Below are 25967 nucleotides of genomic sequence, written 5' to 3'. Positions count from 1 at the left end.
CGGGTTAAAGCAAATCGGGGCGCAGCCGGTGTGGACAAGCAGTCGATCGAGGTGTTCGAGGCAGACTTGCAGAGCAATCTGTACAAGCTCTGGAATCGAATGTCTTCGGGTAGCTACTTTCCACCGCCGGTCAAGCGTGTGCCGATCGACAAGTGCGACGGCGGGAAGAGGCCGCTAGGAATTCCTACGGTGTCGGATCGCGTTGCTCAGGCGGTCGTCAAAGGATATCTGGAGCCGGATTTGGAGAAACACTTTCATCCAGACTCGTTCGGATATCGACCCGGAAAATCGGCGCTCGATGCCGTTGGGGTTGCTCGCCAGCGATGCTTGCGGCATCCCTTCGTGCTCGATCTCGACATTCGGGCCTATTTTGACTCGATATCGCATGAGCTTTTGCTCAAGGCGATTCGGAAGCACACGGACTGCGCTTGGGTGTTGTTGTACATTGAACGGTGGCTTAAAGCTCCCGTTCAACTGGAAGACGGCACCCCTGAACCCCGAGAGAAGGGCACGCCGCAGGGCTCGGTGGTATCACCGCTGATGGCGAATCTCTTTCTCCACTATGCGTTCGACATGTGGATGCGAAGAAATCATCCGAGCATCCCGTTCGAGCGTTATGCCGATGATATTCTCTGCCATTGCGACAGTGAGCGGCAGGCACAAGAACTGAAGGAGGCGCTTGCGAAGCGATTTGCCGAATGCGGACTGGAGCTTCATCCGGACAAGACGAAGATAGTCTATTGTAAGGATGACGACCGGCGAGGTGATTATCCTGAACAGAAATTCGACTTTTTGGGCTACACGTTCCGTGCCCGTCGGTCGAAGAACCGCTGGGGAAAGCACTTCGTCAACTTCAGCCCCGGTGTCAGCAATGCCGCGACGAAGGCAATCCGACAGGAAATCCGTGCCTGGCAACTACGCTGCCGGGTGGATAAGAGGATCGACGACCTGGCGAGGATGTTCAACCCGATCATTCGAGGCTGGATGAACTACTATGGTCGGTACTACAAGTCGGCGCTTTACCCGACACTACGCCATCTCGACCGAAATCTCGCGCGATGGGCGATGTCGAAATACAAACGTCTGCGGCGACATCGAAGACGGGCAGAGCACTGGGTACGGGACATTGCGTGCCGCACCCCCACGCTGTTGGCCCATTGGCCGATGCTGCACAAGACGGCGGCTGGACGGTAAGAGCCGGATGAGCGGAGACGTTCACGTCCGGATCTGTGAGCGCCTGGGGGTGAAACTCCCCCGGGCGACTCGACTGATAGTCCATTGCAGAACTGAAAGCGAGGCTCGAACCGTGATGGAGGCGATCCGAAAACGTCTTGCGGAATGTGGTCTGGAGCTCCACCCGGAGAAAACCGGCGTCCAAGCACATCGAGGACCCGCGCCAACGCCTCCGGATCGACATGCGCATCCACCCGGATGCACCGTCGGTTGCCGAGATCGATCTCTATCAATCCAGTACGCGCGGCTGCCACGGAGCGAACTCGGCCATCAACCGTAGGCAAAAGCTTCGGAGTTTCCTCAGCCGATGCCGCTACGGCGGAGATCTGCACCGGCGTAAAAGATGGTACAACTTGTTCCGATGTCCGTGCTTGTCGACGCCAGGTAAACACCAGGCTGGCCGCTACTCCGTTGCGACGCGCAACTTCAGTCACCTTCGCGCCCGGTGCCAATGTCTCCTCGACAATCCGTGCCTTGTCGTCCTGCGACCAGCGCCGCCGCCGCTCCAACCCGACCAAAACCTCGACCCGCATCGCCTGATGACCTTAAAGCTAGCAGACCGTGTGAAAAGTGTGCGAGGCGGATTCCAATGTCGAGCCCGCCGCGTTAGATTCGCGCATGGCACACATATCTGGTTCCGACCGCTCGCAGCTGCTGCTTTTGCCGGAGGCGATCGACGACTACGTCGACGTCGAGAATCCCGTTCGCTTTATTGATGCCTTCGTCGATAGGCTCGATCTCAAGAGTTCCGGCTTTGCGCGGGTAAATGCGAAGGTCACAGGGCGGCCCGGTTACGATCCCGGTGACCTACTGAAGCTTTATATTTACGGCTACCTCAATCGTGTTCGCTCAAGCCGGCGGTTGGAAGCCGAGTGCCATCGGAACATGGAGGTTATTTGGTTGCTACGAACTCTCAAGCCGGACTTCAAAACCATTGCTGATTTTAGGAGCGACAATCGTGCCGCGTTTAAATCTGTTTTCCGCGAATTCACATTCCTATGCCGACGCCTCGATCTCTTTGGACGGGAGTTGCTGGCGATAGATGGCACGCGCATCAAGGCCGTCAACAACAAGGACAGGAACTTTACGAGGACATCACTGCAGAAGTTCATCGCCGCGGCCGACAAGAATCTCAATGATTATCTAGCGCGGCTCGACGCTGGCGATGAGATCGAGCACGCGAGGGCTGGATCACGCACTAAGAATCTCGCAGAGAAGATCGAGACCCTCAAAAGAAAGCGCGAAGAATATGCGTCTCATTTGACGATCCTGGAAAGGAACGGTGATGACCAAGTGTCGATGACCGATCCTGACAGCCGCGCCATGGCCGCGCACACCAAAGTGGGAGTCGGTTACAATATTCAGATCGCCGTAGATGCAAAGAACAAGATGATCGTCGAACAAGCGGTATCGAACGATGTCCTGGACATTGGCCTATTGCAACGAACCGCCGAACCTGCGCGGGCGATGCTCGATGTCGAAAAGATCAACATCGTTGCCGACAAAGGCTATTACAAGATCGAGGACATCGAGGCGTGCGAGCGGGCGGCTCTGACGCCCTACGTCCCGCGGCCGCAGCGGGGCGCGGCGGTGAAGAATGGATTCTTTCGCAAGGACGAGTTTCGCTACGATACGGTGAACGACGTCTACATCTGCCCGGCTGGGAAGACACTGAAACGGTTACGTGAAAGCCGCCTGCGCGAACTGAAGAAGATCGAATACGGAAATCCAAAGGCATGCCGCGCGTGCTCCCTGCGCTCGCGGTGCACAAAGAACATTCGCCACATATCGCGCCTTGATAATGAAGGTGTACTCGACCGCATGGCGGAGCGTGTGTCGGAGAAGCCAGAAATCCTCAACCAGCGCCGCGAGATCGTTGAACATCCTTTCGGTACGATCAAACAGTGGATGAACCAGGGCGCATTCCTTATGCGCGGGCTCGAAAACGTGCGCACCGAGTTCAGCCTAACGGCGCTCGTCTACAATCTCCGAAGAGCGCTCAACATCCTTGGCACCAAAGCTCTGCTGGCGGGCGTGCAAGCGTGAAGCTCGAGCGGTAGCTCGAAAATACAGCTTCATGCTGCCTCTGGTAGGGCTAAGGACGGCTTTCCTCGGTCAGACAACCAAATATCTGCTGAAACGAGCGCCAAAAACAGTAAGGGGCGGAATGCATCGGACTTTTCACACGGTCTGCTAGACTTAAGGCCACAGGCTTCGCGAATTGCCACCCGTCACGCAAGACGGCGCCCGTCGGATGCGTACCCCAATTGTAACTCTGACTCCCCAGTAGTGCGGGCGAGATAGATCAACCAGGCGGTTAACAGATGTTCTGCACGATCACTGGGAGATAGCTCCGCCAACGCATGCGGCATGAGCCAAGCGCTCGACTGATATGTCGCCGGAGCCTTGCCTTCTAACGACCGAAAACGGAAGCTGAACTATCTTGAACTGCTCTACTAGTCGCTGTCGCCAGAACTCTTCACGAAATGCCAATAACTCATGGCAACTGTTGTGCTCCGCGCCCAGCTTCGCTTAAGGGCGGTAGGCAGTTGCCTATATCCATGCCGGAATTCCTCGCGAGTGCCCGCGCATCCACAGGCCGACCGCGGGAACGACCGTTTACGCAACGCGGAGCTAAACGGCTGCCTACCAAATTTGGTATGGGACATGAAGAGCGTTTGCATCGTGAGACCGACAGTCTGTCACGCTCGAGAGATATTGGTAGGGACGAAAACGTCTTGGCAGGCTTAACGCCTTGGCAGGCTTCATGCCCCTTCTTGTAAAGCCCCGCACACTGGGTCTGTTGACCAAATGCGAGCGTCTCCTACGAGCCTCATCATTTCGGTCTTCGCGATGTTCGACCTCGCCAACCCGCGCGCAGATCGTTTGCAAGGCGAGCAGGAACTTTGGGTCATGGCCGCGAAGGAGCTTCCGCCCGGCAACCCTCTCGACGTCGGCATGCCCAAGCCGCAAGCCGAAGTGCTCATCGGCGGACACGCGGCAGCACCTGAGGGACGGCCAACCGAGCGCATAGTGTTAGGCTTTGCGCCCGGAGCGATCCAGAAGCACCTTCTGGTAACCAACGACCGCTATTGGCAGATGAACCGCCCCGGGTTTGCCGGAGGCCAATTGGTTTAAGTTATGCGGCCATGGCCGATTGTTCCAGCATTGATGGTTTCGGCGAGAGCATTGTCATAGGAATCTCCGACACTGCCGACAGACGGCTCAACGCCAGCTTCAGCCAAGCGCTCGGTGTACTTAAGGGATACGTATTGACTCGAGCCCGCCGCGATGGACCGGCCGTCGATCATGCAGTGCCTGCTCCAGCGCATCGAGCACGAAGCCCGCATGCGCCGTGCGCGAGGCCCGCCAGCCCACTATCCTGCGGGCATAGGCGTCGATGACGAAGGTGACGTAGACAAAGCCGGTCCAGGTCGCGACATAGGTGAAGTCGGAGAGCCAAAGCACGTTCGGTCGGTCGTGGCGCCTTGAACTGGCGGTTGACGTGATCCAGCGAGCATGGTGCGGCCTTGTCGCTGATCGTGGTCTTGACGGGTCTGCCGCGGATCACCCCTTGCAAGCCCATATCCCGCATCATTCGCGACACTTGGCCACATGGGCGTGGTGGGTCGAGGGGGCGATCGGCAAGACCTTGCAGATCGGCTCGCCCCCGTGCGTCCCACGGTGATCGTCGATGAAGGCGATCATGGCTTGGACCGGCGGTCGAGCTCCGCCATCGCAAAATAGGCGCTCGCCTTGCGCAGGATCTCGTTGCCTGCCGAAGCTCACGGTTCTCCCGCTCCAGGGCCTTCAGCTTCTCGGCCATCTCAGTTGGAACGCCAGCCCGCTGCCCGCTGTCGACTTCGGTCCTCTTGACCCAGTCATGCAGCGTCTGCGGCGTGCAGCCGATCTTGGCCGCAATCGAGGTCACCGCCGCCCAGCGTGAAGGGTGCTCGCCGGCGTGATCCAGTACCATCCTAACCGCACGGTCGCGGACCTCAGGCGAAAACTTGTTCGTCGTCTTGCTTGTCATGGCTCCATCCTCTCAGGAGTTGGAGCCTCCGGCAAACCCGGGGCGGTTCAGTACTATGGTCGAGTGGTTATAGCGCGGAGGCTCACTCGCGCATTCTGGCTCGCCATATTCACCTTTGAGGCAAATGACGAGGCGTTCATACCGGAGCCCTATCTAGTCAGGATTGATCGGCAATGACCTAACATGACCGCGTTCGGTTGAAGACGGTTATGTTCGGGGTCAGACAATGAACACGCCAGGCGCCGCGCGCGGCTGACGCAAAAGCACATTAACCCGTCCTTTGGCCAAGTTGGCACGTCTGATGCTGAGAGCTGGTGAGGTTCAGTTCACCGAGAGTCGGTCGCCGCCGGCGGGCAGTTCGGACTCCCAACAAATTTCTAATCTAAGGGCCGCACAAGGTGATGAATGGCGGGACGCGTATGGCTACGGAAACTCGATCCGGCAAGAATCGGTTTGGGGAATGTCAGCCGATCGACGCGATCATGGCGATCGATCGCCTTGCAAGATCGGATCCAGAGAGGGTTGCGGGTCGGCGCGGACGAACTCACCTACAAGGCGCTGCGATCAAGATCGGATGCCTTGCAAGGACGTTGCGAGAGCATGGCGCTCAGGGCGAGGTCGTCGGCTATTGGGTGAGCGGGACCTCGACTGGGCGGGCGGTCGTCGCAATTTTGAAGCCGGCATCGACGTACTTGCCGCTCGATCCATCGTTACCGGCCTCGCGTGCATCGTTCATGATCGAGCAGAGCCGCTGCGCTCTGATTATTGGCCCACACCAGCTGGATTTGCTCGGCCTGTTCCAGGCGAATGGCAAAGGCGCCACGCAATTCATGCCGATGGAGGCGGCGTTACGACACAGGGCCAGACTTCGTCTGTCGTGCCATCATCGAACGAGGACGGACTCGCGTACATTCTGTTTACGTCTGGCTCGATGGGCCAGCCTAAGGGCGCGCAATGATCGACCGCGCGGCCCTAAATAATCATCTGGTGGAAAAGATTAATGCCCTGGCCCTCACTCGGACGGATTGCATCGCGCAGACGGCGTCGCACTGCTTCGACATCTCGTTGTGGCAGCTTCTGGCAGGGCTGTGCGTCGGAGAGAGTTTTCATCGTTTATGCGTCCGGCGGCGTGCAGCGTCAGCCGGGGACGCGCCTTCATCACACAATTAACAGGGAGTGCATTCATGCTGACAACCTCGGCGGCGCCTGGCGTTTGCCTGCCTCAATTATCACCGACAGGATCGGACGTGCGGCCGTACGCCGCCGTCATGAACTTCATCGAAGGCGCGCGCATCGTTACCGAGGATGAGCTGCAGGCCAACGACATCACGCATTATCACGTCACGAACTTCTATCGCGAGCAGATTTCGGCCAGTGGCTACTACGACCAGCTCAAGCACATCGTGGAGCCCTCGCTCGCGGAGTTCGACAGTCGCGGCAGACTTGATACCAGCGGCGAGCACGATAACACGGTCGTGCCCGGCCTCCAGCACAAGTATTCCCAGACCGGGTTGCTGCTGGTAACAGACCGTTGCGCTTCATATTGCCGCTACTGCTTCCGCAAGCGCATCGTCGGCAAGGATTCCGATGAAATCGCCCCCGATCTTGCCTGCGCGGCGCAATACATAGGCGCACATCCAGAGATGACGAACGTGCTGCTGTCGGGAGGTGATCCATTTGTGCTCAGCACCAGCAAGCTCGACAAGATTGCCGATCACCTGCTGCCAATCCCCCATCTGACTTCGATCCGCTTCGGAACAAAAACGGTCGCCTTTGCGCCCAGGCGTTTCGAGGATCCGGCTCTGGCCGCTCTATTCCAGCGGATCCAAGACGCGGGCAAAACCGCAGTGATCGTCGCACATTTCGATCACATCGGCGAAATCTCGGTCGATGCAGAGCGCAACATCCGCTCCCTGCGCGCGCTAGGCGTGCAGTTTCTCAACCAATCCGTGCTCCTCTCAAGAGTCAACGATGATCCCGACGTCCTGGCGGGGACATTCGCCAAATGTCACGAAATCGGTGTCCGCCCCTATTATCTTTTTCAGGGCAGGCCGGTGAAGGGCGCATCGCATTTTCAAGTTTCATTGCGCCGCGGGATCGAGATCGCGCGCGGCATCAACCAACGTCTAAGCGGCATCCAGAAGACATTCAAATACATTATGTCCCACTACACCGGGAAGATCGAGATCCTCGACCTCGGAGCCGATGACCGCGTGTACATGCGATATCATCAGAACAAGACTCCCGCAAAAATCGGAAAGATCTTTTCCCGGCCGCACGTCGGAGGCGCCTGCTGGTTGGACGATCTGCCTGAAGCATGAGATTGAAAGGCCGCGATGCTGATCATCAACCCAGAGCGCGTGGAACTCGAAAATGCTGCCGTTCCGATGCGGCAACGCGACGGGGCGGTGGTGACGGCTTTCCCCCTCGCTACCAAAGCGGGATCGGAAATCCTGCGTGCCGGGGGCAATGCGATCGACGCGGCGGTGGCTGCGGCATGGACGCTGTGCGTCTGCGAACCGAGCGCGTCGGGTCTCGGCGGGCAAACCGTGTTGCTCGTCCGGTTTGCGGACGGTCGAACGCAATTTATCGACGGACATTCCCGGGCGCCCGCGGCCGCTTCGCTCGGTACGATCGAGGTGAATGAGCAGCGGCGCGGGTACCGCTCCTGCACGGTTCCATCGACTCCCGTGACGCTGGACTGGACACATCGCAAATACGGTGTGCTCAGCCGCGAAAGGGTGATGGCGTCAGCTATCCGCATCGCCGAAGAAGGCTATGCGATCACGCCGCTGCAGCAGCGACACACCCGGTGGGTAGCCGATTATCTGCGCGCGTCCCCGGCCGGCGAGCTGTTCCTGCACGAGGGCCTGCCGCCAGACATCGGTCGTACCTTTCGACAACCGAAGCTTGCCGCCACATTACGCCGGCTTGCGGATCTCGGCATCGAAGACTTCTATTGCGGCCAAATCGCCCGGCAGATCGCAGCTGACATGCGCGCCTGTGGAGGTCTCATCACTGAAGCAGATCTGGCAAGCTGCCGTGCGCCCGCGCAGGCAGACGCGGTTTCGGCGCTTTACGGAGGACATCGGATTGTCAGTGCCCCGCCGCCTGGCGGTGGGATGCAACTCCTGCTGGCATTTAATGTCCTCGCACAGACGCGAGCGCCAGGAGTCGCCTCCTCCGATGATGATTGGCGCGCTGCGATCGCGCTCGCCTCATCTGCCGTGTTTCGTGAGAGGGAGCTCAGCCCTTTGGCGCCAGATGACCTCACTCCGCATCTGCGCGACTTGCGGTTGGGCGAAAAGTATGCGCGGCGGGTCGCCGACACCGTCCTGAATTCACGAACCGGCACGCAGCTCGATAGCCCCGAAGAGCCGGGCGATACCACCCACCTATCGGTCTGCGATAGGGACGGGACCGTCGTGATGCTGACGCAATCCATTCAGTCGCTCTTCGGCGCCAAAGTGGCGCATCGTGAACTGGGATTCTTATACAACAATTATCTCTGCACGTGTCCCCGGCTGTCTCACCCCTATGGACTCGGGCCACGTTGTCGACCGCGCTCGAACATGGCCCCGACTCTGGTGTTGCAGGGCTCAACCGGCCTGCCCCTCCTCGCATTGGGCGCCGCCGGCAGTCGCCGGATTGTTTCGGCAATTCTTCAGGTCGTAAGTGGCGTGATCGACCGAGGCTTGGACATCGCCGAGGCCGTGGCGGCGCCTCGCGTCCACGGGCTGGTCGGTCGCAAGGTCTGGATCGAGCGACCGGCGGCCAGTGAGTCTTTGTTGGCAAAATTGCGTGCGCGCGGCCGCATGCCGATCGTCAAGTCACGGCACAGTTTTGCGATGGGCTCAGTCAATGCGCTGCAATTTGCTGCCGACGGCTGCGTGAAAGGCGCGGCCGATCCCCGGCGTGATGGCCTTGCGGAGGTGCTCTCTTGAACGGAACATGCAAGAACGACGATGCGCAAGCGGCCGCCGCGCTCAAGACAGACTGGTTGCTCGTCGGGCTCTTTGCCCTGCCGCTCGGGATCGCGCTCAGCAAGCTTCCGATGCTGCCGACCTCGTCCATTTGTTCGAGTTTTTTCTCCCTTACCGAGTTGCCTGCCCAGTTCTACAAGTCCGCGGAGAGCGTGCTGTTTGTTTCCCTGGGCGCCGTCGTGGTCGTGCTCTTTCGCCTCACGCTTGGCGTCAAGGTGCTGGGCCTCTTTCGGCCAATCTTGACGGCGATAGGCTTCGACATCATCGGCATCCCGATCGGCCTCGCATTCCTGCTCTTGGTGCTCCTTGTTACCGTGGCTTTGCTGCCACTGCTCAAGACGGACCACAGTTACGCGCGAATAGCCGTGCTGTTGAGTGTGGCGGCAGCGCTGCTGGACGCGCCTTTGCTGGCGGGGAATTGGTGGGATATTGCCTGGCTTCGCGAGATAGCGCTTTTCCCCGTGATCGCGCTGTGTTTGACCTGCGAGAGCTTCGCAAAAGTGCTTGGCGAGGACGGAGTCTACGAAGCGGTCTGGCGTACGTTTACCACGGTATTGGCAGCCCTCACCATCGTAACTGTAATGAGCCTGCCGGGTGCGCTGGGCATCTATCTGCGCTTCCCGGAACTGCTGCTGGTGCAGGCCGGCTGCATTTTGCTGATCAACGAGTATCTCGATTTCCGCCTCTTGGAGGGAGCAAACCCGCTTGCCGCTTGGCGGCGCGGCCAGTTGAGCGCGGTTCGTCCAGCGGAGCTGCTTCCCCTTCATCAAGCGGATCCAACCGAACGACTTGACAGCGGACAAACACAAGGGAGAAAGCAGTCATGCGGGTAGCCGTGGTGTGGAACAATGATCATACGGGCGTGATCAACCGGTTCGGCCAGCTTTGTCCGGAGAAATACGGCCGCAGAACGGTCGAATATGTGATGGCGGCACTGCGAGAAGGCGGACACGAGACGTTGCTGTGCGAAGGCGACAAGGGACTGCTTACTACTCTCGAGCGGTTCATGCCGGCCGATCCCCACGGCCGGCCCTCCGGCATCGTCTTCAACATGGCGTATGGAATTCAGGGCGAGTGCCGCTACACGCACGTTCCCGCCATGCTCGAATTGGCCGGCATTCCCTACACCGGCTCGAGCCCGCTCGGGCACGGTCTGGCGCTCGATAAGGTCATCACCAAACGGCTGATCCGCGATCGCGGGGTGCCGACTCCGAACTTTCGCGTGATGCGTCACGGGACCGAGAGTACCGGCGACCTCAGATTTCCGGTCGTGGTGAAGCCGGTCCACGAATCCACGAGTTTCGGATTGCAGCTCGTATATGAACCGGTTCGATTGAGGGAGGCCGTCGAACAGATCGTCACGGAATATGCGCAGGATGCGCTCGTGGAAGAATACGTTGAAGGTCGGGAAATCTGTGTCGCACTGCTCGGAAATGGGGAGCCTGAGACCTTGCCTTTGGTGGAGCAAGATTTTGGGGAGCGCGAAACCCGCCTTATCACCTGGGAAGACAAGATGCACATGGGAGCCGCGGAGCCACAGAAGATTTGCCCGGCTCAAATTGGGAGCAGCCTCGCGAAGCTTCTGCGGGATATTTCGGTTGCGACCTTCCGTGCCTGCCAATGCCGAGATTACGCCCGCGTCGACATCCGGATTGATCACTCGGGACGGCCCTTTGTCCTGGAGATCAACTCCATGGCGGCACTCGGCATGAGCGCCTCGTACATCCTGGCCGCGAAGACCGCCGGATACAGCTTCCCGGGCCTGGTCAATCGCATCTTGGATGTGGCCCACACGCGCTATTTCGGAATCGGCATCTCTGAGGCCGAACAAGCGGCGATTCGTGACCGGATTTATTCTGCCGTTGGACCGCTGGGCTGTCGTTCCGGCAACTGACTGGACCACGTCTCCTGGCTTCGACAAAGCCGACCAAGCGCTCCGACCTATTTTGCGCCTCGCTTTGATATTGAGGTCACGCAATACAGAGGTTTCGTTCTGGCTCTCGGCCGAAGCGGTGGTTCAGTCAGACGTCCGATTTGCGCAGCCAGAACCTGCCCACACTCAATCTAACCAGTCCGGCGAACGCTCGCGCCTAGCGCGCCAACCGCAACCATCCGAAGTACGATGTCGTAGAGGATCGTAGGCTGGCCTGGAAATTCGTACGATTGGTAGCGGGGGAGCGTTTCAATCAAAGCCCCCCGGCAAATCGCTGCCGTTTTCGGCATTCGCGACCAAGATTGCTTAGGACGCGTAGCGCTAGCTCCACGTACTTTCGGAACGGCCCACCTAGGCCTTGTTACCGTTCTTTGGCTGCGGCCTAGAGCGGTCGCGCCATTCTTCTTTCGCGAGCAAATTCAGGAAATCCGCCAGTGCTCGCTCACCCGCATACTCTGCTGCCATCCTTGACCGAAATCCATCAGCCGTGATCCTGACTCCCATGGGCTTGCTATGGCGGCAAATTTCCCACGACCAGCGACTTGGTCGCTTATTCGTTTCAAAGGTCGCGATGTAGTAGTCTGAGGACACATGGATTAATCCGACACTATACCCGTCCCCCTGGAATACACGTCATAAGCGTCAGCGCCGATCAACCCTACGTTCAGCACGGAATGAGAACAGTATGGCCAAATCCCGTGGAGTAGTCGAGCAGTGAGATCACAGTTGGCGTTAGCCGAAAAATGCGAACATCTGAGGGCGTCGGCAGCCGACCCAGCATGGAGTTCTGTTCTGGATACCTCTCGAATAGCAGGCGCAGCGCTTTTTCGCCCTCGGCGGGATCATCCACAACCTCGGCCCGCGCCGCAATTGACAGCCCGGTGATTTCCATCACCTGCGCGGTGTCATCGTCGATCGCGAGCGACACGCGGTTGTCTCGGGTCAGATTGTTTGATTTCTGACTGTCTCTCCCGCATAGGAAATAGATCGCAAAGCCGTCGTTGGCGTAGCCCACTGTAGTTACTTGGGGCCAGCCGCAGCGCATGATGCGATGCTGATCGAGCAATGCCTGTATCTTGCACCTAGATAAATCGTCCATGGGTCCACCTTCACGCTCGCCCGCAGTGTTGAACACAATAGCGAAGGTGGGCCAGTCAAGGTTGAGTTAAATCAAGACGTAATTCGAGCTCGACCGCGTCGGTATTATTGTCAAGTCGGGCCACTGCCGTTCAATGTAGAAGCAGCCACTCTGAGGGTGCACGCCTATTCAAACGCCAGCGCGGACCTCCGCGCGGGCTCGGCCGCGGCGTGCGCTGCTGAGGTTGCAGACCGAAGAGTTGGAACAGGCGATGAACCGTGCCTTTGGCAATTCCCCTCTCTTTGGCATGGCGCGCACGCTCCAATGGGTTGCGGCTTTAGGCCTGCGAGCGTGCGTCTTCTGATCAACTTGGCCACAGCCTCATCCCCAATAGTGCGGGGCCTGCCGGCACGCATCTCGTCGTAGAGACCCTCGATGCTATTTGCGATGAAGCGATTGCGCCATTTTCCGATCCTATGTGGAACGACACCAAGCCGGGTTGCCGCGAGGGCGTTGCTCGGCTCACGTTCGCAGGGAAGCACGATCTTTGCTGGCAGCGCCAGTGCCGCAGGGAGCGACCGCGACCGTGTCATGGCCGTGAGTGCGTGCGTTCGTCACTGGAAATCGTCAGCATTCGCTTTCGGGCGTTCGGGGCGCATCGGGTATCTCCTTCGATCGCGACACCCGAAACACTTGCAGTTATTACACTACGAACTAACGAGACAGAACACTAGTCTAGCTTTACATTTCTGGATCTGAAATGCGGGTCAGCATCTTAACGTGCGGTCCCGCCCGTTTGAAGATCGGCTCCCAAAAGGCATAGGCCTTCTCGGCGAAACTCGCGCTCACGGTGAACTTCGTGACCGCCCCCCGATATGCGGCTTGTCGTCCGCAGCCCTGCCCCTCGACAAGGTGCCAAACGAATTGAGCGACCTGGCGCGTGTACGTGCTCGGACGACCTCGGTGGTTGGGTACGATCTCAAGCCGCATGGTCCCGGTGTCGCGCGTCTCCGGTTCGGTGATATTGGCGAGCCAGATGAAGATTGATGGATCAATGCTCGCGGCATAGCCGTCGCGCTTGAGCTGCTGATTGATCATAGAGAACACGCTGGCGGCTTCTCTGAAGCATTCGCTCAGGATGAAGTGCGCCTCATTCCCCAGCTTGCCGCTCCGAAGATCGTCCAGCAATCTGACTGCCTCGTCAGTGAGTCGCCGCATGTATCGCGATTGCGGCTGCCCTGCGCTGTCGGCTGGTGGTTCCTTCTGCACAATCAATTCGACCGCATCCGCGCGGCACTCCGTTGCGGCTTTTTTAAGAACGGTCAATAAATCGTTTTCAAGAATGGGACCGACTTTTGACGCCGCTTCACCTTCCACCCGGGTCTCGGCGAGGTCCTTTGCACGGTCCAGCGCAACATCCAGTCCGGCTTTGATGTTTTCAAAAGCTCTGTCTTGATTGTCCTTGGCAATCTCCACCATTCTCTCGATGGCAGTGTCGGAATCTGGGAGTTCGTACTTTCGCGGCACTGCCGCATTCCGAGATTCAAGCGCCGCAAAGGGACTCGGAGCCGTCGCTTGCCTTGCAAGGATTGGTTGATCAGATGTATTCGCGCCTGTGAGCTCCGATCGCGGATTGGAAGCAGCAACCCCGCCGGACAACACAAAGAGGCCATCGTCAACGGCTCGGCTCGCCGCCGCGGTAAGCTCCACGAGCGAGCGTCGCACGCAGCGCGTCCGCCTACCACGCCGCTTTTTCGTTTCTTGCGTGCGGCTCATGATCTGATGCCCCCTCGACAAGCTTCCTTAAGATCCAGCGCCATAGCTCGCGAACTTCCTCCGAGGCTCTTCCCTCTTGGGAAAACTCGGTCACGCCTAATCCTGCCCCAAGCGCATCCTGGTGGTCATTGCGCTGTCCGATACAGGGAAGCGCAAGCACCCCGAGCGAATTGAGCGACGTTGCAGCTTCACTCAAGCGGCAACCCCGCGGTGGCGTCTGATTGAGCACGAAAGCAAATCGGCGGTTGAGCCTACGAATGGCAATCAGCGTAGGTATCGCAGCTTCGATGTCGGCCAGACTTGGACGCACCGGCATCAGGCAAAGATCAGCACTCGCGATGGCACGCATAGCCACTGCATTGTACGTGGGGGCGGTATCGATAACTGTAAGCCAGATCCCCTCAGATTCAAGACTGACGAGCGCCCCTTCTATTGTGGCGGGATCGGCGACCCGAACGACCCGCGGAAAGGGGTGCCCGCGCCGCTCTGTCCATTTTGAGATCGTCCCTTGTGGATCCGCATCGACAATTCCGACGCGCTCCCCGTTTCCCATCGCGGCCACTGCGATTCCGACCGCCAGCGTGCTCTTGCCGCTTCCTCCTTTTTGGGTGACTAGAGCAAGGACATACATCGCCTGCGCGTCCCGGACAACAACGACATGAAACACACGAGGTGAGCCTACCATTCCCTATCGCGAATCGCATCAATAGCGAGCGCGGAACTCACAATCAAATCGGAGCGCAGCTACTAACTATAGTAGCGCGCTATACGGCGCCCAACGCCGGCCGGTCCAAACATTGGGCCACGCGGACATTCCACGGCCAACCCGAACGTTTAAAGATGCCGGCCAGCGCTGCTACAAAGGCAGGACTCTCGCTTAATCCGACCCTTACTGTTTGCCGCTTTCGCGACGGCGCATCGAGTGATAAGCTGACCTTTCTCGTCAGGGGCAGCCTGTTTGTGACGGAATCCGTTTGGCGGGCATACCGGAATCGTGAGTCCGCTGTTGCCATTTTGACGGATTCAGCGGGAGGTCGTGAGAGACAACCGCGCCAGCTAAGTGCTGTTGCAGCTTCCGGACAGGCACGTCATCAATCCGACACCGTTGAACGCGATGGAGACGTGCGGCTGATGCCGAGGACGCAAGGTGATTGGATCAATCTCACCATCGTGTAAGACGATCAGCCCACCTGGCCTCAAGCCGAGACTTTGCAACATTTCAGGTTCAAGCGGGAAGTTGAGCATTGCGGCATTGGCGCTGTTGTCTTCAATAGTCAGCTGCACGGCTTCGATCTAGTCAGCGACTGCAACCGCGTTAGTTACGTGCCGGTACTCTTCATCGTCGTCGCCGTCTTTCTCGATGGCGACAGTCACTATCCAACTACGCATCCTGCTGCGCCTCGGGAAGCGTCGCCCACGAGCTATCGAGCCTCTGCAATTCCGCAGCCAATGGACACGCTGGCTGTGAATCGGGTGGTGTGCCGGACGGTATTCCAGGAACCTTCTCCCTCCACACCGAACCTTGGGTGTCCGTCGTCAGAAAATTTGAGACTGATCAGGCGTTTCGAGAAGGGAGGCTCTGGCTCATCGGGGGTAGAGCTTAAGCCGCTTGCGATTGATGCAACGACCACCGAGACTTTAACTGCCGCTGGATGAAAGTTCAGTGGCAGATCAGTTGTACGCCTTGCGGCTCGGTGGAAGCAACGGGCGATCGGCGGAGCTGGTCGGGGTTGCGCAGCCGAGCGCCCGTTGCGGTGAGAGAGGCGGCGTAGGCCGCGGGCGTGAGGTATTGCAGCGAGGAATGGGGGCGTTCGCCATTGTAGTCGGCGACCCATGCCGCGAGTTTGCCCCAGGCATCGTCGAGACCGAAGAACAGCGTCTCATTCAGGAGCTCGTCACGCATCCGGCCGTTCCAAACGAAAGTTGCTGGCGATTCCGACTTCGAATTAATGCCACACACTGTCTCGGCGCGATGATCAGGCCGTTCCGGGCGGCTTTTTCATGAGCCTCGTCGATAGCCCCACAAATCCTTGCCGAAGACTTTCGGAGAATTCTCCAATTCTCCGAAGCTCAGTGCCTTGCTGGACTACATCAAAGTCAGAGATCGTTACGTAGGCCCACCACCTATGGTGATGTGGTCCATATTCGAGGCTAAATTTAATGTCTGTCACCTGCGCATCTTTATCGTCCGGATCGTGATGGATTAAGCGGATGACAGGTAGCGCTCTCCCGAGCCTGACACTGATCAAGGTGTCGGCCAGATCGGCAATGCCCTTTATCTCTTCGAGCGCAGCCTTCGCGCCATCGATATCGTCATCCGTCTCCGATGCAGCGTTGAAAGTGCGGAGATGCTAAATTGCTCGAACGGGGTCCATTGCCAAGCCTCCCGACCGGGCGACGCTAGTCCTGAAGCTTACGATGGCTCATTAGCATGAACGTCGAAGGAGCTCCGCTCTAGCTGCCAGTATTGGTGGGGTCCACCGTGCGCAATCAGGGTTGATGACATGCCTATCCGATGGCTCCGAAATTGCTGGATGGTCGCTCACGGCCACTGCTTGGGAGCGCAGCAACATGGATGGTTGGATACTGACGGTCGCCGTGCCCAAGGAAGACGGCGACGACGACGAATTCAGGCACATAACCTACGTGGTTGCCGTCGCGGACCCGGCGGAAGCGGTGAAAATGACCATAGCTGAGTCCGGCGCAAAGGCCGCAATGCTCAACTGCCCGATCGAAGAGGAGCAGCTGCAAAGGCTCGGCGTGAAACCTGGTAGACTTATGGTCGTGCACGATGAGCAAATTGATCCACTCATGTCGCGACGACGTCGACATCACTAGATGCGCGTCCGATCTCGTCCAGCAGTGTCCGGTTGTCAGCATTCCCGTTCGAAAAGCCGCGCTAACAGTAGCGGCGCGCGTGTGAAAAGCGCGCCGTTTTGGCCTCTCGCGGCGCGTGTGAATGTCTGGCACGCGGCTTGCTGAGCCAGGCACGGCTTGGTCTTTCTTGAATGACCCTCCCGAGGGGACAAGCCTCCTGCTTAGCGTAACTACGTGCGGGCGGTCCATGCAGCCGTCCGCACGCTTTTGCTTGGCGCCCCCCCTGACATAGCGGCTGGCACGCGAGTTGCGGGAAAGTCGGCGGGCTTGGTTGCTCATTTTATCCCCAGAGGACCAAGCTCGGCGTAGCCAACTTCGCGCGGGCGGTGCCTCCATCTGCCCGCGCATTTTTCCGCACGCCCTCCCCCTCGAAATCGGGCCGGGCTCGATCTGCGACGCCTTGCCGATCAGTTCTTTTTGCATGCCCTTTGAGATCGCTTTTGATCTCTGCTCCAAGGGCCTTGATGTCGGCTCGGATTGAATCCGTCGCGCGCACGAACTCGTCCTTCTTCACGTAGTTGTCGCGCCCGTAGATTTCGACTTTGCGGACCTTCTTCTCGACGTCGGCGATGTACCGTCGCATGGCTGCACCAACCTCTCCGAAATTGTGGTCTTGGGTTTTTTGGTCTGCATCGAAACGCCGCTCTAGCTCATCGATTTTGTCGATGAACTTTTCGCGTTCCTAGTCGATCTCTTCTCGGACGGCCGCCCGCATTTGCTCGACCGCGCGCCCAAGGCTGATGCACCGAGTATCCAAGTCCCGATGAAGCCAAGAGCGCCCAGCCCCAGCGTCACCCGTTGGTAGGTCGTCATTCCGTCTCCTAGCCGTCCGCCGAAGTGCTAGGATATTCCCAGCGCCCTCCTCCTCACCGTTTGATGATGCGAGCCACGTTTTCAAACAACGGCTCGCCTCCAGCGATAGTCGTCTATAATACCTGAGAGTGCGTCGGATGCCCTTGACTAAAATCAACCCGACTTGTCTGCGAGCTCGTGCCTGAAGTCTACAACTGCACAAGACGCCTAAGCGCCGCTTCCAACCTGCGCGATGATCTTGACCGAGGGAGAGCAGCACAAAAGCTGCGTCCAGTTCCGCTGGCGAGGGCAACGAAGCTCCGGCACGTCGATCGGCTCCGTTCTTCCCAGTACGTTGGTCACGCATCGACCGAGCGCCGCTTGTCCGCTATCTTACGGCCGCGTCCGCTGTCAGCTTTCGGACACCCGTGACTATCGTTCGAACCAACGTTTCTCGCGATAGGCAGCTAGCATCGATAGACGCTTTGGCACGCTCGTTGCTACTCCGGTTAATGAACGTCGGTCGCATTGCTGCGGAGGGGCGCTAGTCGATCAGCTTCGCAACGCTGCACAGGTGAAAGGCGACGGTAGCGAGGTCGATGGTCCTTCAGGCTGCCGCCACGCTTGTATGACGTGTACGACGACGTTCGGCGCGGTCCCCGATTGAGCTAGAGAGCATGACGAAGGTCGGCTTCAGCATAGCACACCGAGAAGCGCGCGGTGACAATACAGACGCCCGCTGGGTTGGCAACACCGTGCACGATACAATGCTGGGACGCACTCCAGCCGACTTGTCAGCCGGAAAGCTGTTCAATGGCGACACTTTTGCAGTCAAGGCACTCCGGCAAACTTATCAATCTGGATCGTCTCCAAGCAGTTCTGAGACTGGAGAATGTTGACGCTTTGGTGGCAAGCTCGCCAGAGAACGTGACCTACGCAAGTGGGTACTGGGCACTATCACAGTGGATTAGAAGGGGTCCACCGACGTACGTCGTCATTCCCCGGAAAGGCCCGGAGCGATCTACGGTGGTCGCCCCAACCGCTCTGCTAGATCTTCTTGCTGACCAGGATATCTGGGTGCCCAACGTCCGCAGATTTGGCTACTTTCAGATGGATCGCGCAGAAGGAGTGCGCAGTGGCCTTGATAAGAAACTCCTGCGCCTCTTCGGCCTACCCGATGATGGTACGCCACTCGAGGCGCTCGCCAAGGCACTTATCGATGCGCGCGTCGCCAAGGGACGTATTGCGATTGACGAGCTTGGACTGCTGCCGGGCAATTGGGAGCGCCTGCAAGAGCTATTGCCAAACGCGACGCTCGTCCCAGGTTGCGCCCTGTTCAGAACTGTTCGCGCCGTCAAGACTACGGAGGAGATTAGCCGATTGCGACACGTCGCTCAGGTTGCTGAGCGCGCGATCCAAGCCGCGTTGGCGGAAGCGCGAACGGATATCACCGAGATTGAGATGGCGCGCGCGTTTCACCGGAAGACGGTCGATAGCGATTGTCAACCGGTACTCGGCTGTATTGGCTTCGGAACGCGCAGTGCTATGCCCAACGTGCAGCCGTCTGACGCTCGCCTGGTCGATGGCGACATCATTCGGTTTGATGTCGGTGGGCGCTTCAGGCATTACCGCGCCGATATCGCGCGCATCGCCGTGTTCGGAGAACCCTCGGCAAGAACTAAACTGTATCATCGCGCGCTGCATCGCGGCGTTCAGGCCGCACTCGAGATGATAAAGCCGGGTGTCAAGGCAGCAGACGTGTTCTTGAGGGCCGTCGATGTCACGCGAAAAGAGGGCATCAATCACTTTTCACGCTCACATGTTGGACATGGCATCGGGATCGATGGCTACGATCTGCCCGATCTCACGCCGAGCAGTACCGACCTCATCGAGGAGGGGATGGTCATGTGTGTCGAGACACCGTATTACGAGGCAGGCTGGGGCGGCCTTCAGGTCGAAGACACTGTCGTCGTGCGCGCTGACGGCATCGAGACGTTCATGACCACTGACGGCAGCTTGATGGTGTCGCCATGACGGCGGAGATCGCTCTCATTCGCGCGGAAGCTTGAGCGCGCAATCGGCGGAGCCTCGCACATCGAACGCTTCGCGAAAGAACCGCGGAGCTACAAGCTTTCCGCAAGCGGTCGAGCGGTTCTTCACAAGCCGGGGACGTTGCCGCTCCAAAGTCAACGCGCTCGAGATTACACGTTTATCAGAATGTGGTTCGGCGAACCAGCTACCGCAGCAGCGCCCATAGCCCGAAAGTTTCATGCTAGGGCTGCTCAGAGAACCCGTGTCTCCCCAATTCTGGTAGCTTTACCCAAATGAGCTACCTGCAATTATGTAGGCCGTCGTGCCATGAGCGGGTGTCATGGGTGCGGGCGATGCTCTAACAAATGAAGGCGCTCGAGGCTCTGGTCCTGTGAACGAATTTGCACCAAGGTACTTGCTGCATGTCGGTGTTGGCTGTGCAATCGGTCATCACGGTGAGTTGCTGCAGGGTGTATTCGAAGCTGACGATGGACGCCTTCATCGCGGCCTTATCACGATGCCATTTCCAGCTCGGCACTCGGTCGCGACCTTTCGGCCACGGAATACGGCTGAGATCAAGATATCGCCGACCGGTCGTACTAAGGCCGCGCGGGCGATCGCACTAACGTTCAAACATCTCGGGTTTGTCCAATATGGAGGAGATCTCACGATTGAAAGCAACATTCCCGCGAGTCATGGCTACGGCTCTTCGACCGCCGATGTCGTTGCGGCGATCCGCGCCGCGGCGGCCTCAGCGGGGAAGGCATTTTCCTGCGCGACGGTATCGCAACTTGCGGTGGCGGCCGAAGGCGCCAGCGATCCTGCCGCTTATGATGGCCGAGCGGTGTTGTTTGCTCAGCGCGAAGGGATGGTCATCGAGCATTTTGCCGACGAGTGTCCGCCATTCCTGGTGGTGGGCGTCAGGCATCCAAGTGACCAGCCAGTCGACACGTTGCATCTGCCGCCGGCCCGTTACGATGCGCGTGAGATTGAACAATTTCGGTGTTTGCGCGGCCTGGCCGCCCAGGCGATCAAACGACAGAATGCGCGCCTACTCGGGTGGGTGGCGACCGCGAGTTCCCGAATTAGCCAGCGCCATCTCTCCAAATCCCGCTTTGACGACATGCTGCGTTTGACAGCAGAAGTCGGCGGTTGCGGGCTTCAAGTGGCCCATAGTGGCACGCTAATGGGCATCCTGTTTCCGGCGGAGGAATTGGGCGTGATTGAACGAACCAACGCAGTAGCGGACCGCCTCAGACATTCCGGATTTGAGGACGTTACGGTCTTCGCTACGTACGCGAATGGAGCCATCTCCCCGTGAACAGCGCCGACACGTTTCTTGCTGCCTACGAAACACCGCGGCCAGCGCGTCTCGCCCCTAATCTTCTCGCTGCCTGCTTTCCCTTGATGAAGCTTATCCCGGCCCGCTTTATGATTGCCCGTGCGCGCGCCTCTGGGCACCTTGCACCCGGCGGTCATATTGTTGAGACGACATCCGGTACCTTCGGCCTGGCGCTCGCCATGATCGCGGCGGCGCATGGTTATGGTTTGACCCTAATCAGCGCCGAAACCTTTATCGATCGAACGCTCCGCTGCCGACTGAGACTACTCGGGGCGCGGCTAGATGTCGTGGACGATCCGGACGGTTCGGGGGCTCAGAGCCGTCGTCTGGAACGGCTACAGGTGATCCGCGAAGAACATGCGGGAACGTTCTGGCCCGCACAGTATGATAATCCCGAAAATTGCTGTGCCTATGGCAGGCTAGCTGAATGGTTCGTACGCCAGGTCGGTCAGGTCGATTGTCTCGTCGGCTGCGCTGGATCCGGAGGGTCCCTGTGCGGCACGGCGGCTATCCTGCGCGAAATCTTTCCCGACCTCGTCGTCCTCGCCGTTGACACACCTCGCAGTGTGCTGTTCGGCCATCCGCCCGGACAGCGGCTGCTGCGCGGGCTTGGTAACTCGATTTTGCCCCGCAATCTGGACCACGGCCTGGTTGATGAGGTCCATTGGGTTGGCGCTCTGCCGGCCTTCGCCGCGGCGCACCAACTTTGTCGGGACCATGCGCTCTTTATGGGTCCAACGAGCGGAGCAGCGGCCTTGGTGGCGCGGTGGTATGCGCGGCACCACCCCAGGGCGATGACGGTCGTCATCCTGCCCGATGAAGGTTTTCGATATCAAGAGACCGTGTTCAACAGCAAGTGGCTCACCGCTCTGAAGGGGTGGCCGGTCGCCATTGCCGATGCGCCAGTCACAATTGAGAAGATCGCGCCAGGTGGAGAGGAGACATGGACACGCATGATCTGGGGACGGCGGTCGTTGGAAGAGATGCCGAGTGGAGGAGAAATGGCACATAGGATCCTTGGCTAAATCGCCGCTGCCGGGCGGAAGCGGTGCGGGGTCAATGTTAAATGTTGGATGCCGATTCACAGCCACGGCTTTATGTCGGAAACGGAACACCGATACGCAAGGACCCACCGGTTCGCGGTCCGGAGCATATGTTTGCTTTTGCTTTGTGCGAGCTATGGCTGATTTTGGGTGACGCGGCCTGATCAGGCGGCGTGGCTTTCAGTGTTCGGAATGACGTCGATTCCGTCGATGAACTTTACACCTGCGATGACTTTCGGCAACTGGTTCGTGCTCTTCAATCGCCGCCAGGTCTTCGACGCGGCGTCGATGAGCTTGAACGCCATCAGCTTCGCGGTTTGTTGCGACAGCGATCCCTTGGTCCGCACCGTTCGGTGGCGCACCGTGGCGAAGACGCTCTCGATCGGGTTCGAGCTGCCTAGGTGGATCCAGTGCTCAGCAGGGAAGTCGAAGAAGGCGAGCAGCGCGTGGCGATCCTTGATCAGGCACTCCACCGCACGTTCGTATTTGACGTGGTATTTCTCGACGAAGACGTCGATCGCGGTTTCAGCTTCGGCCCGGTGTGGGGCCAGATAGATGTTCCGCAGGTCGTTCTTCATGGGGCCGATTCCGTTGAAAAAGGCCGGCAGTTTTCGTTGTAATAGCTCCGTCGCGACGTGGCCGAACTGCTCTACCGACCCTATGCGAGCCTCGGGCTGGGCATCGGGATCAGCTTGGCCATCTTTCGAAGGTTCTGGGCGGTGGCTGCGAGGATGAACTCGTCGCGCGCGCCGTTTGGACCTCGTAAACGCAAACGGTCGAGCTTGAGAATGCGCTTGAGGTGCGCGAACAACATCTCGATTTTCTTGCGGAGCCGGCGCGAGGTGCCTCCCTCCCACGATCTCTCGATCTGGCGCGCCATGTCGCGAGCGCCCTCGTAGATCGAGCGCGGCACTCTCCGTGAAGCCTGCTTGGGGCAACACCGAGCCTTCAATGCGCATCGATCACAATCGCGCTTGCTGGCGAGGTAAAGCATGGTGGCACCATCATTCACCAACGTTCCGGTCGTGGTAAGAACTTTGCCACCAGGGCAAGGATAGATGTCCCCAGCATGATAGGCGAAGTCGTCGCGCGAGAAGATCCCATCTGTGCGGGCCGACTTGTCGAAGACTGTAACGTGCGGCTCGATGTCGTGCTCATAGACCAGCCAGGCGAGCATCTCGGCCGAGCCATAGCCGCTGTCACCGAGGAGCCGGCTCGGATAGAGATCAAACCGCTCCAGCGAGCGCTCAATCATGCGCTTAGCGGCCAATACCTCCGCTTGCCGGATTGCCGTCGTTGCCTCAACATCGACGATGATCGCATTCTCGATGTCGATCAGGTAGTTCGTCGAATAGGCGAAAAACGCTTGGCCGCCGTGCGCCCCCGTCCAGCGCGCCGCCGGGTCGGAGGGCGATACGAACTTCGGGGTAACCTCGGTCGCGGCTCCGAAAGCAGCATCATCGAGGACAGCCAGATACTCATCGATTGCTCGGCCGGCAGCCTCCGGCGGAAGTCCCTTATCGCCTTCGATCCCCTTCTGCCGATTGGCATCGGCCTTGATTAGGCTCGCATCGACTGCAAATCCTTCACCGCCGACCAGTCGTTCCTCGATGCATCGGCGCAGCACGCTCTCGAACACGCGACGGAAGAGGTCGCTCTGCCGGAAGCGGCCATGCCTGTTCTCGCACAGGCGCCGTTCCGATCGGATGCCGAAGCAGTAACCGATCAGGAGCATCCGGATCATCAGCTCGGGATCGATCGAAGGCCGACCGATGCTGCTGTAGAAAGGCGCCAGGTCCCGCCGGACCTGTTCAAGATCGACAAACCTGTCAATCAACCGCAGCAAGTGATCAGTCGGGATATGTCTTTCGAGCGAGAACTCATAGAACAAAGCAGCCAGTTCGACTTGTCGATGCCCCATCATGATCTTTAGTCCTGCCAACTAGACAGACTGAATCACTGATATCACTGCGTCGCAACAGCCGTCTTTTTCAACAAAATCGGCCCTGCACGGATTTGGCGACTTTGTCGAGTACGTTGCTCACTTTATGGCACCAGCATCGTTGGTGCCGCGTGCCGGGAAAGGCCTCGTCCAGTGCCTTCCAGAAGCCGAGGGCGCCGTCGCCGATGGCGAGTTGCGGGGCAATCCGTAACCCGCGTTGCCGCAGGTCGATCAGGAGTTCGCGCCAGCTCTGCGCGCTCTCGCGCACGCCGACCTGGAAGCCGATCAGCTCCTTCTTGCCTTCCGCCGTGGTACCAATCAGCACCAGCATGCATTCGCTGTGATCTTCCATGCGGGCCTGCAGGTACACGCCATCGGCCCAGATGTAGACATAGCGACGCGCCGACAGATCGCGTCTCTGCCAGCGTTCGTACTCGACCTGCCAATCGGCCTTCAGGCCGGCAATCACCGAAGGCGACAGGTTCGGCGCATCCTTGCCGAGCAGCGCCGAGAGCGCCTCCTGGAAGTCGCCGGTCGAGATGCCGCGCAAATAGAGGACCGGGATCAAGGCACCCAGGCTCTTCGTCCGCCGCGCCCATAGCGGCAGGATTGCCGAACTGAAGCGGAGGCGGTCGCCTGGCCCGCTCGCTCCGCGGTCGCGGACCTTGGGACGAGCGACCTCCACCGGACCGATGCCAGTCGCAATCTCGCGCACCGGACCGTGCCCATGTCGGACCAGGCGCGCTCGACCGTCGGGCAGCGTCAGACTGGCCGTGCTGGCCAGAAACGCGCCAACCTCGATCTCGATCGCCCTAGCAAGCAGGTCCCGCTCTCCTCAAGAGGTTCTGGCAGGCTCGTCACCCGCCTCGATACGCCGCCTTCCTCACACCGTCATCACCCAGATTCCGCCATAGCTCTCGTAGAGCGCTTATGAGATGTACACACATGTGCCATGTAGCAGAACTTTGACCGTGTTTTTTGATCTACGATAATGGCCCCACTATTCAGGCATGATTATCGGTTCAACGGGATCGTTGGCCGATGACAATCAATCGCCTGCTCGCCGGAAGTACCTATACGGAAAAAGAGCGGAAATCGCCTAATTGGGCTTACCAGCTCACGCTGGAATCGCTTGGGTTGGTCGAGCGAGGAGACCCACTTTGCGAATTTATCGCGCGTAAGGTCATTGAGGTCCGCGCGCGCGGCGTAATGAACGTATCAGCCATTTCGCGGCTTGCAATCAAAGAGCTGAAGCTTAATTAGGCCGCTTCAGTCGACGCCCGTTCGTCCCATAGTCCCAGTCGATGCCGGTTTCCTTGTACCAGGCCAGCATGGCGTTACAGGTGAGTTTGGTGCCGTTGTCGGAGACGACAAGGCCGGGTTTGCCGGGCCGCGCGACAACCGTCGTCAGTTCCCGCGCCACACGCCGGCCCGAGATCGACGTGTCAGGAATGGCGCCAGAAATTCCTTGGTGACATCGTCGACGATATTGAGGATGCGCGCCGGCCCCACCTAGTTCGATAGCGATCGGGGCATCCCGCGGCTCTTCCACCTCCAAGAATTGGTAGTCGCACTTCGTGATGAGTACGCCTAGAGTTAGCTGGGGCGATCTAACTCGTTGGATTGCACACATGGTAGCTGGTTGCATGGTCTTAATTGGTCACCTGGAGAGCGGCGGCCTTCAGAACGTAACGTTTGCGGTTACCATGCCTGCTGCGACCGACGCTATGAGGCTTCGCTCGATTTTCGGGGACATCCGTTTTGAACTCGACAGACACGGCGGATTTGCCTTGGGGATTTCCACACTCAGTGAACGGGCACCTGAGTGATCTCGGCATCGAGGAAGGGCGAGATTTGTCCGATCTGTGACGATGATTGGCAGATCTGGCCGCCCACGCTCCATT

18 protein-coding genes, 6 pseudogenes and 1 other annotated feature are annotated in these 25967 nt (G+C 59.0%); of the genes and pseudogenes, 12 read left to right on the top strand and 12 right to left on the bottom strand.

The annotated features are described in order from the left end of the window. Positions 1-30 precede the first annotated feature (30 nt). The gene (gene ltrA, locus ACVISU_RS17730; RefSeq protein ID WP_456707770.1) at positions 31-1194 is read left to right on the top strand and encodes a group II intron reverse transcriptase/maturase; all 1164 of its coding nucleotides are present in this window, start codon (positions 31-33) and stop codon (positions 1192-1194) included. 194 nt (positions 1195-1388) lie between these two features. On the opposite strand, the pseudogene tnpA reads toward ltrA, so the two are convergent. Next, positions 1389-1766, bottom strand: a pseudogene (gene tnpA, locus ACVISU_RS17725) (IS66-like element accessory protein TnpA); the annotation flags it as partial. A gap of 85 nt (positions 1767-1851) precedes the next feature. Between tnpA and ACVISU_RS17720 the strand changes: the two are divergent. Further along, the gene (locus ACVISU_RS17720; RefSeq protein ID WP_456707769.1) at positions 1852-3279 is read left to right on the top strand and encodes an IS1182 family transposase; all 1428 of its coding nucleotides are present in this window, start codon (positions 1852-1854) and stop codon (positions 3277-3279) included. Positions 3280-4044: 765 nt separating this feature from the next. Then, positions 4045-4371: a DUF2169 domain-containing protein gene (locus ACVISU_RS17715; RefSeq protein ID WP_456707768.1), complete on the top strand. Its 327-nt coding sequence runs from the start codon at positions 4045-4047 to the stop codon at positions 4369-4371. Positions 4372-4400: 29 nt separating this feature from the next. Here ACVISU_RS17715 and ACVISU_RS17710 read toward each other — a convergent pair. Beyond that, positions 4401-5266: pseudogene (locus ACVISU_RS17710) on the bottom strand (DDE-type integrase/transposase/recombinase); the annotation flags it as partial. After that, positions 4867-4983 (bottom strand) — a sequence feature (AL1L pseudoknot). (Overlaps the previous pseudogene by 117 nt.) A 1268-nt stretch (positions 5267-6534) precedes the next feature. Here ACVISU_RS17710 and ACVISU_RS17705 point away from each other — a divergent pair. Genes ACVISU_RS17705 through ACVISU_RS17690 form a run of 4 tightly spaced genes read left to right on the top strand, consistent with a single transcriptional unit; the run spans position 6535 to position 11143 of the window. Beyond that, positions 6535-7587, top strand: a complete 1053-nt coding sequence (locus tag ACVISU_RS17705) for a KamA family radical SAM protein (protein ID WP_456710847.1) — start codon at positions 6535-6537, stop codon at positions 7585-7587. 15 nt (positions 7588-7602) lie between these two features. Continuing rightward, positions 7603-9210, top strand: coding sequence for a gamma-glutamyltransferase family protein (locus ACVISU_RS17700; protein WP_456707767.1), 1608 nt, complete (start codon positions 7603-7605; stop codon positions 9208-9210). Then, on the top strand, positions 9207-10082 hold the full coding sequence (locus tag ACVISU_RS17695) for a 7TM domain-containing protein (RefSeq protein WP_253639196.1): 876 nt from the start codon (positions 9207-9209) through the stop codon (positions 10080-10082). The genes ACVISU_RS17700 and ACVISU_RS17695 overlap by 4 nt, the downstream gene beginning before the upstream one ends. Continuing rightward, positions 10073-11143, top strand: coding sequence for a D-alanine--D-alanine ligase family protein (locus ACVISU_RS17690; protein WP_456707766.1), 1071 nt, complete (start codon positions 10073-10075; stop codon positions 11141-11143). Before ACVISU_RS17695 ends, ACVISU_RS17690 begins: the two co-directional genes overlap by 10 nt. Before the next feature lie 703 nt (positions 11144-11846). Here the strand turns inward: ACVISU_RS17690 and ACVISU_RS17685 are convergent. From ACVISU_RS17685 to ACVISU_RS17665, 5 genes and pseudogenes are all read right to left on the bottom strand, one after another. Then, entirely contained in the window at positions 11847-12281 is a 435-nt protein-coding gene (locus ACVISU_RS17685) for a pyridoxamine 5'-phosphate oxidase family protein (protein ID WP_456707765.1), read from the bottom strand. 720 nt (positions 12282-13001) lie between these two features. Next, positions 13002-13739, bottom strand: coding sequence for a hypothetical protein (locus tag ACVISU_RS17680; RefSeq protein ID WP_456707764.1), 738 nt, complete (start codon positions 13737-13739; stop codon positions 13002-13004). Between the two features lie 259 nt (positions 13740-13998). Further along, complete coding sequence (locus ACVISU_RS17675) at positions 13999-14703, bottom strand: AAA family ATPase (protein ID WP_456707763.1); 705 nt, start codon at positions 14701-14703, stop codon at positions 13999-14001. 389 nt (positions 14704-15092) lie between these two features. Further along, entirely contained in the window at positions 15093-15320 is a 228-nt protein-coding gene (locus ACVISU_RS17670) for a hypothetical protein (RefSeq protein WP_456707762.1), read from the bottom strand. Between the two features lie 376 nt (positions 15321-15696). Then, positions 15697-15951: pseudogene (locus tag ACVISU_RS17665) on the bottom strand (integrase core domain-containing protein); the annotation flags it as partial. 656 nt (positions 15952-16607) lie between these two features. Between ACVISU_RS17665 and ACVISU_RS17660 the strand changes: the two are divergent. Then, positions 16608-16874: a hypothetical protein gene (locus ACVISU_RS17660; protein WP_456707761.1), complete on the top strand. Its 267-nt coding sequence runs from the start codon at positions 16608-16610 to the stop codon at positions 16872-16874. A 319-nt stretch (positions 16875-17193) separates the two neighbouring features. On the opposite strand, the gene ACVISU_RS17655 is transcribed toward ACVISU_RS17660, so the two are convergent. After that, a complete protein-coding gene (locus ACVISU_RS17655; RefSeq protein ID WP_456707760.1) occupies positions 17194-17496 on the bottom strand; it encodes a hypothetical protein in 303 nt (100 codons plus the stop codon). Positions 17497-18518: 1022 nt separating this feature from the next. Here ACVISU_RS17655 and ACVISU_RS17650 point away from each other — a divergent pair. The 3 genes from ACVISU_RS17650 (at position 18519) to ACVISU_RS17640 (ending at position 22103) form a co-directional block, all read left to right on the top strand. Continuing rightward, positions 18519-19739 carry a M24 family metallopeptidase gene (locus ACVISU_RS17650; protein ID WP_456707759.1) on the top strand — a complete coding sequence of 407 codons (1221 nt, stop codon included), beginning with the start codon at positions 18519-18521 and terminating at the stop codon, positions 19737-19739. 337 nt (positions 19740-20076) lie between these two features. Then, on the top strand, positions 20077-21057 hold the full coding sequence (locus ACVISU_RS17645; RefSeq protein WP_456707758.1) for a GHMP family kinase ATP-binding protein: 981 nt from the start codon (positions 20077-20079) through the stop codon (positions 21055-21057). Continuing rightward, entirely contained in the window at positions 21054-22103 is a 1050-nt protein-coding gene (locus ACVISU_RS17640; protein WP_456707757.1) for a PLP-dependent cysteine synthase family protein, read from the top strand. Before ACVISU_RS17645 ends, ACVISU_RS17640 begins: the two co-directional genes overlap by 4 nt. A 182-nt stretch (positions 22104-22285) precedes the next feature. On the opposite strand, the pseudogene ACVISU_RS17635 reads toward ACVISU_RS17640, so the two are convergent. The 3 genes and pseudogenes from ACVISU_RS17635 to ACVISU_RS17625 form a co-directional block, all read right to left on the bottom strand. Then, positions 22286-22699 (bottom strand): annotated as a pseudogene (locus ACVISU_RS17635) (transposase); the annotation flags it as partial. Between the two features lie 80 nt (positions 22700-22779). Then, entirely contained in the window at positions 22780-24045 is a 1266-nt protein-coding gene (locus ACVISU_RS17630; protein ID WP_456707756.1) for a transposase, read from the bottom strand. 82 nt (positions 24046-24127) lie between these two features. Next, positions 24128-24898: pseudogene (locus tag ACVISU_RS17625) on the bottom strand (IS256 family transposase); the annotation flags it as partial. 206 nt (positions 24899-25104) lie between these two features. Here ACVISU_RS17625 and ACVISU_RS17620 point away from each other — a divergent pair. Further along, positions 25105-25326, top strand: a complete 222-nt coding sequence (locus tag ACVISU_RS17620) for a hypothetical protein (RefSeq protein ID WP_456707755.1) — start codon at positions 25105-25107, stop codon at positions 25324-25326. A gap of 4 nt (positions 25327-25330) precedes the next feature. Here the strand turns inward: ACVISU_RS17620 and ACVISU_RS17615 are convergent. Then, positions 25331-25563, bottom strand: a pseudogene (locus ACVISU_RS17615) (integrase catalytic domain-containing protein); the annotation flags it as partial. Positions 25564-25967 lie beyond the last annotated feature (404 nt).

Source organism: Bradyrhizobium sp. USDA 4452 (assembly GCF_054063575.1).
The sequence above is the reverse complement of the archived record's forward strand: the minus strand, read 5'-3'. Positions and strand labels throughout refer to the sequence as shown.

Excerpts from the sequence above, each read along its gene's own strand:
- ACVISU_RS17715 (WP_456707768.1), top strand. The coding sequence starts at position 4,045 with ATGCGAGCGTCTCCTACGAGCCTCATCATTTCGGTCTTCGCGATGTTC.
- ACVISU_RS17690 (WP_456707766.1), top strand. The coding sequence starts at position 10,073 with ATGCGGGTAGCCGTGGTGTGGAACAATGATCATACGGGCGTGATCAAC.
- ACVISU_RS17645 (WP_456707758.1), top strand. The coding sequence starts at position 20,077 with ATGGGTGCGGGCGATGCTCTAACAAATGAAGGCGCTCGAGGCTCTGGT.
- ACVISU_RS17650 (WP_456707759.1), top strand. The coding sequence starts at position 18,519 with ATGGCGACACTTTTGCAGTCAAGGCACTCCGGCAAACTTATCAATCTG.
- ACVISU_RS17660 (WP_456707761.1), top strand. The coding sequence starts at position 16,608 with ATGGATGGTTGGATACTGACGGTCGCCGTGCCCAAGGAAGACGGCGAC.
- ACVISU_RS17680 (WP_456707764.1), bottom strand. The coding sequence starts at position 13,739 with ATGGTGGAGATTGCCAAGGACAATCAAGACAGAGCTTTTGAAAACATC.
- ACVISU_RS17705 (WP_456710847.1), top strand. The coding sequence starts at position 6,535 with ATGAACTTCATCGAAGGCGCGCGCATCGTTACCGAGGATGAGCTGCAG.
- ACVISU_RS17630 (WP_456707756.1), bottom strand. The coding sequence starts at position 24,045 with ATGATGGGGCATCGACAAGTCGAACTGGCTGCTTTGTTCTATGAGTTC.
- ACVISU_RS17655 (WP_456707760.1), bottom strand. The coding sequence starts at position 17,496 with ATGCGACGGTACATCGCCGACGTCGAGAAGAAGGTCCGCAAAGTCGAA.
- ACVISU_RS17620 (WP_456707755.1), top strand. The coding sequence starts at position 25,105 with ATGACAATCAATCGCCTGCTCGCCGGAAGTACCTATACGGAAAAAGAG.
- ACVISU_RS17700 (WP_456707767.1), top strand. The coding sequence starts at position 7,603 with ATGCTGATCATCAACCCAGAGCGCGTGGAACTCGAAAATGCTGCCGTT.
- ACVISU_RS17720 (WP_456707769.1), top strand. The coding sequence starts at position 1,852 with ATGGCACACATATCTGGTTCCGACCGCTCGCAGCTGCTGCTTTTGCCG.
- ACVISU_RS17685 (WP_456707765.1), bottom strand. The coding sequence starts at position 12,281 with ATGGACGATTTATCTAGGTGCAAGATACAGGCATTGCTCGATCAGCAT.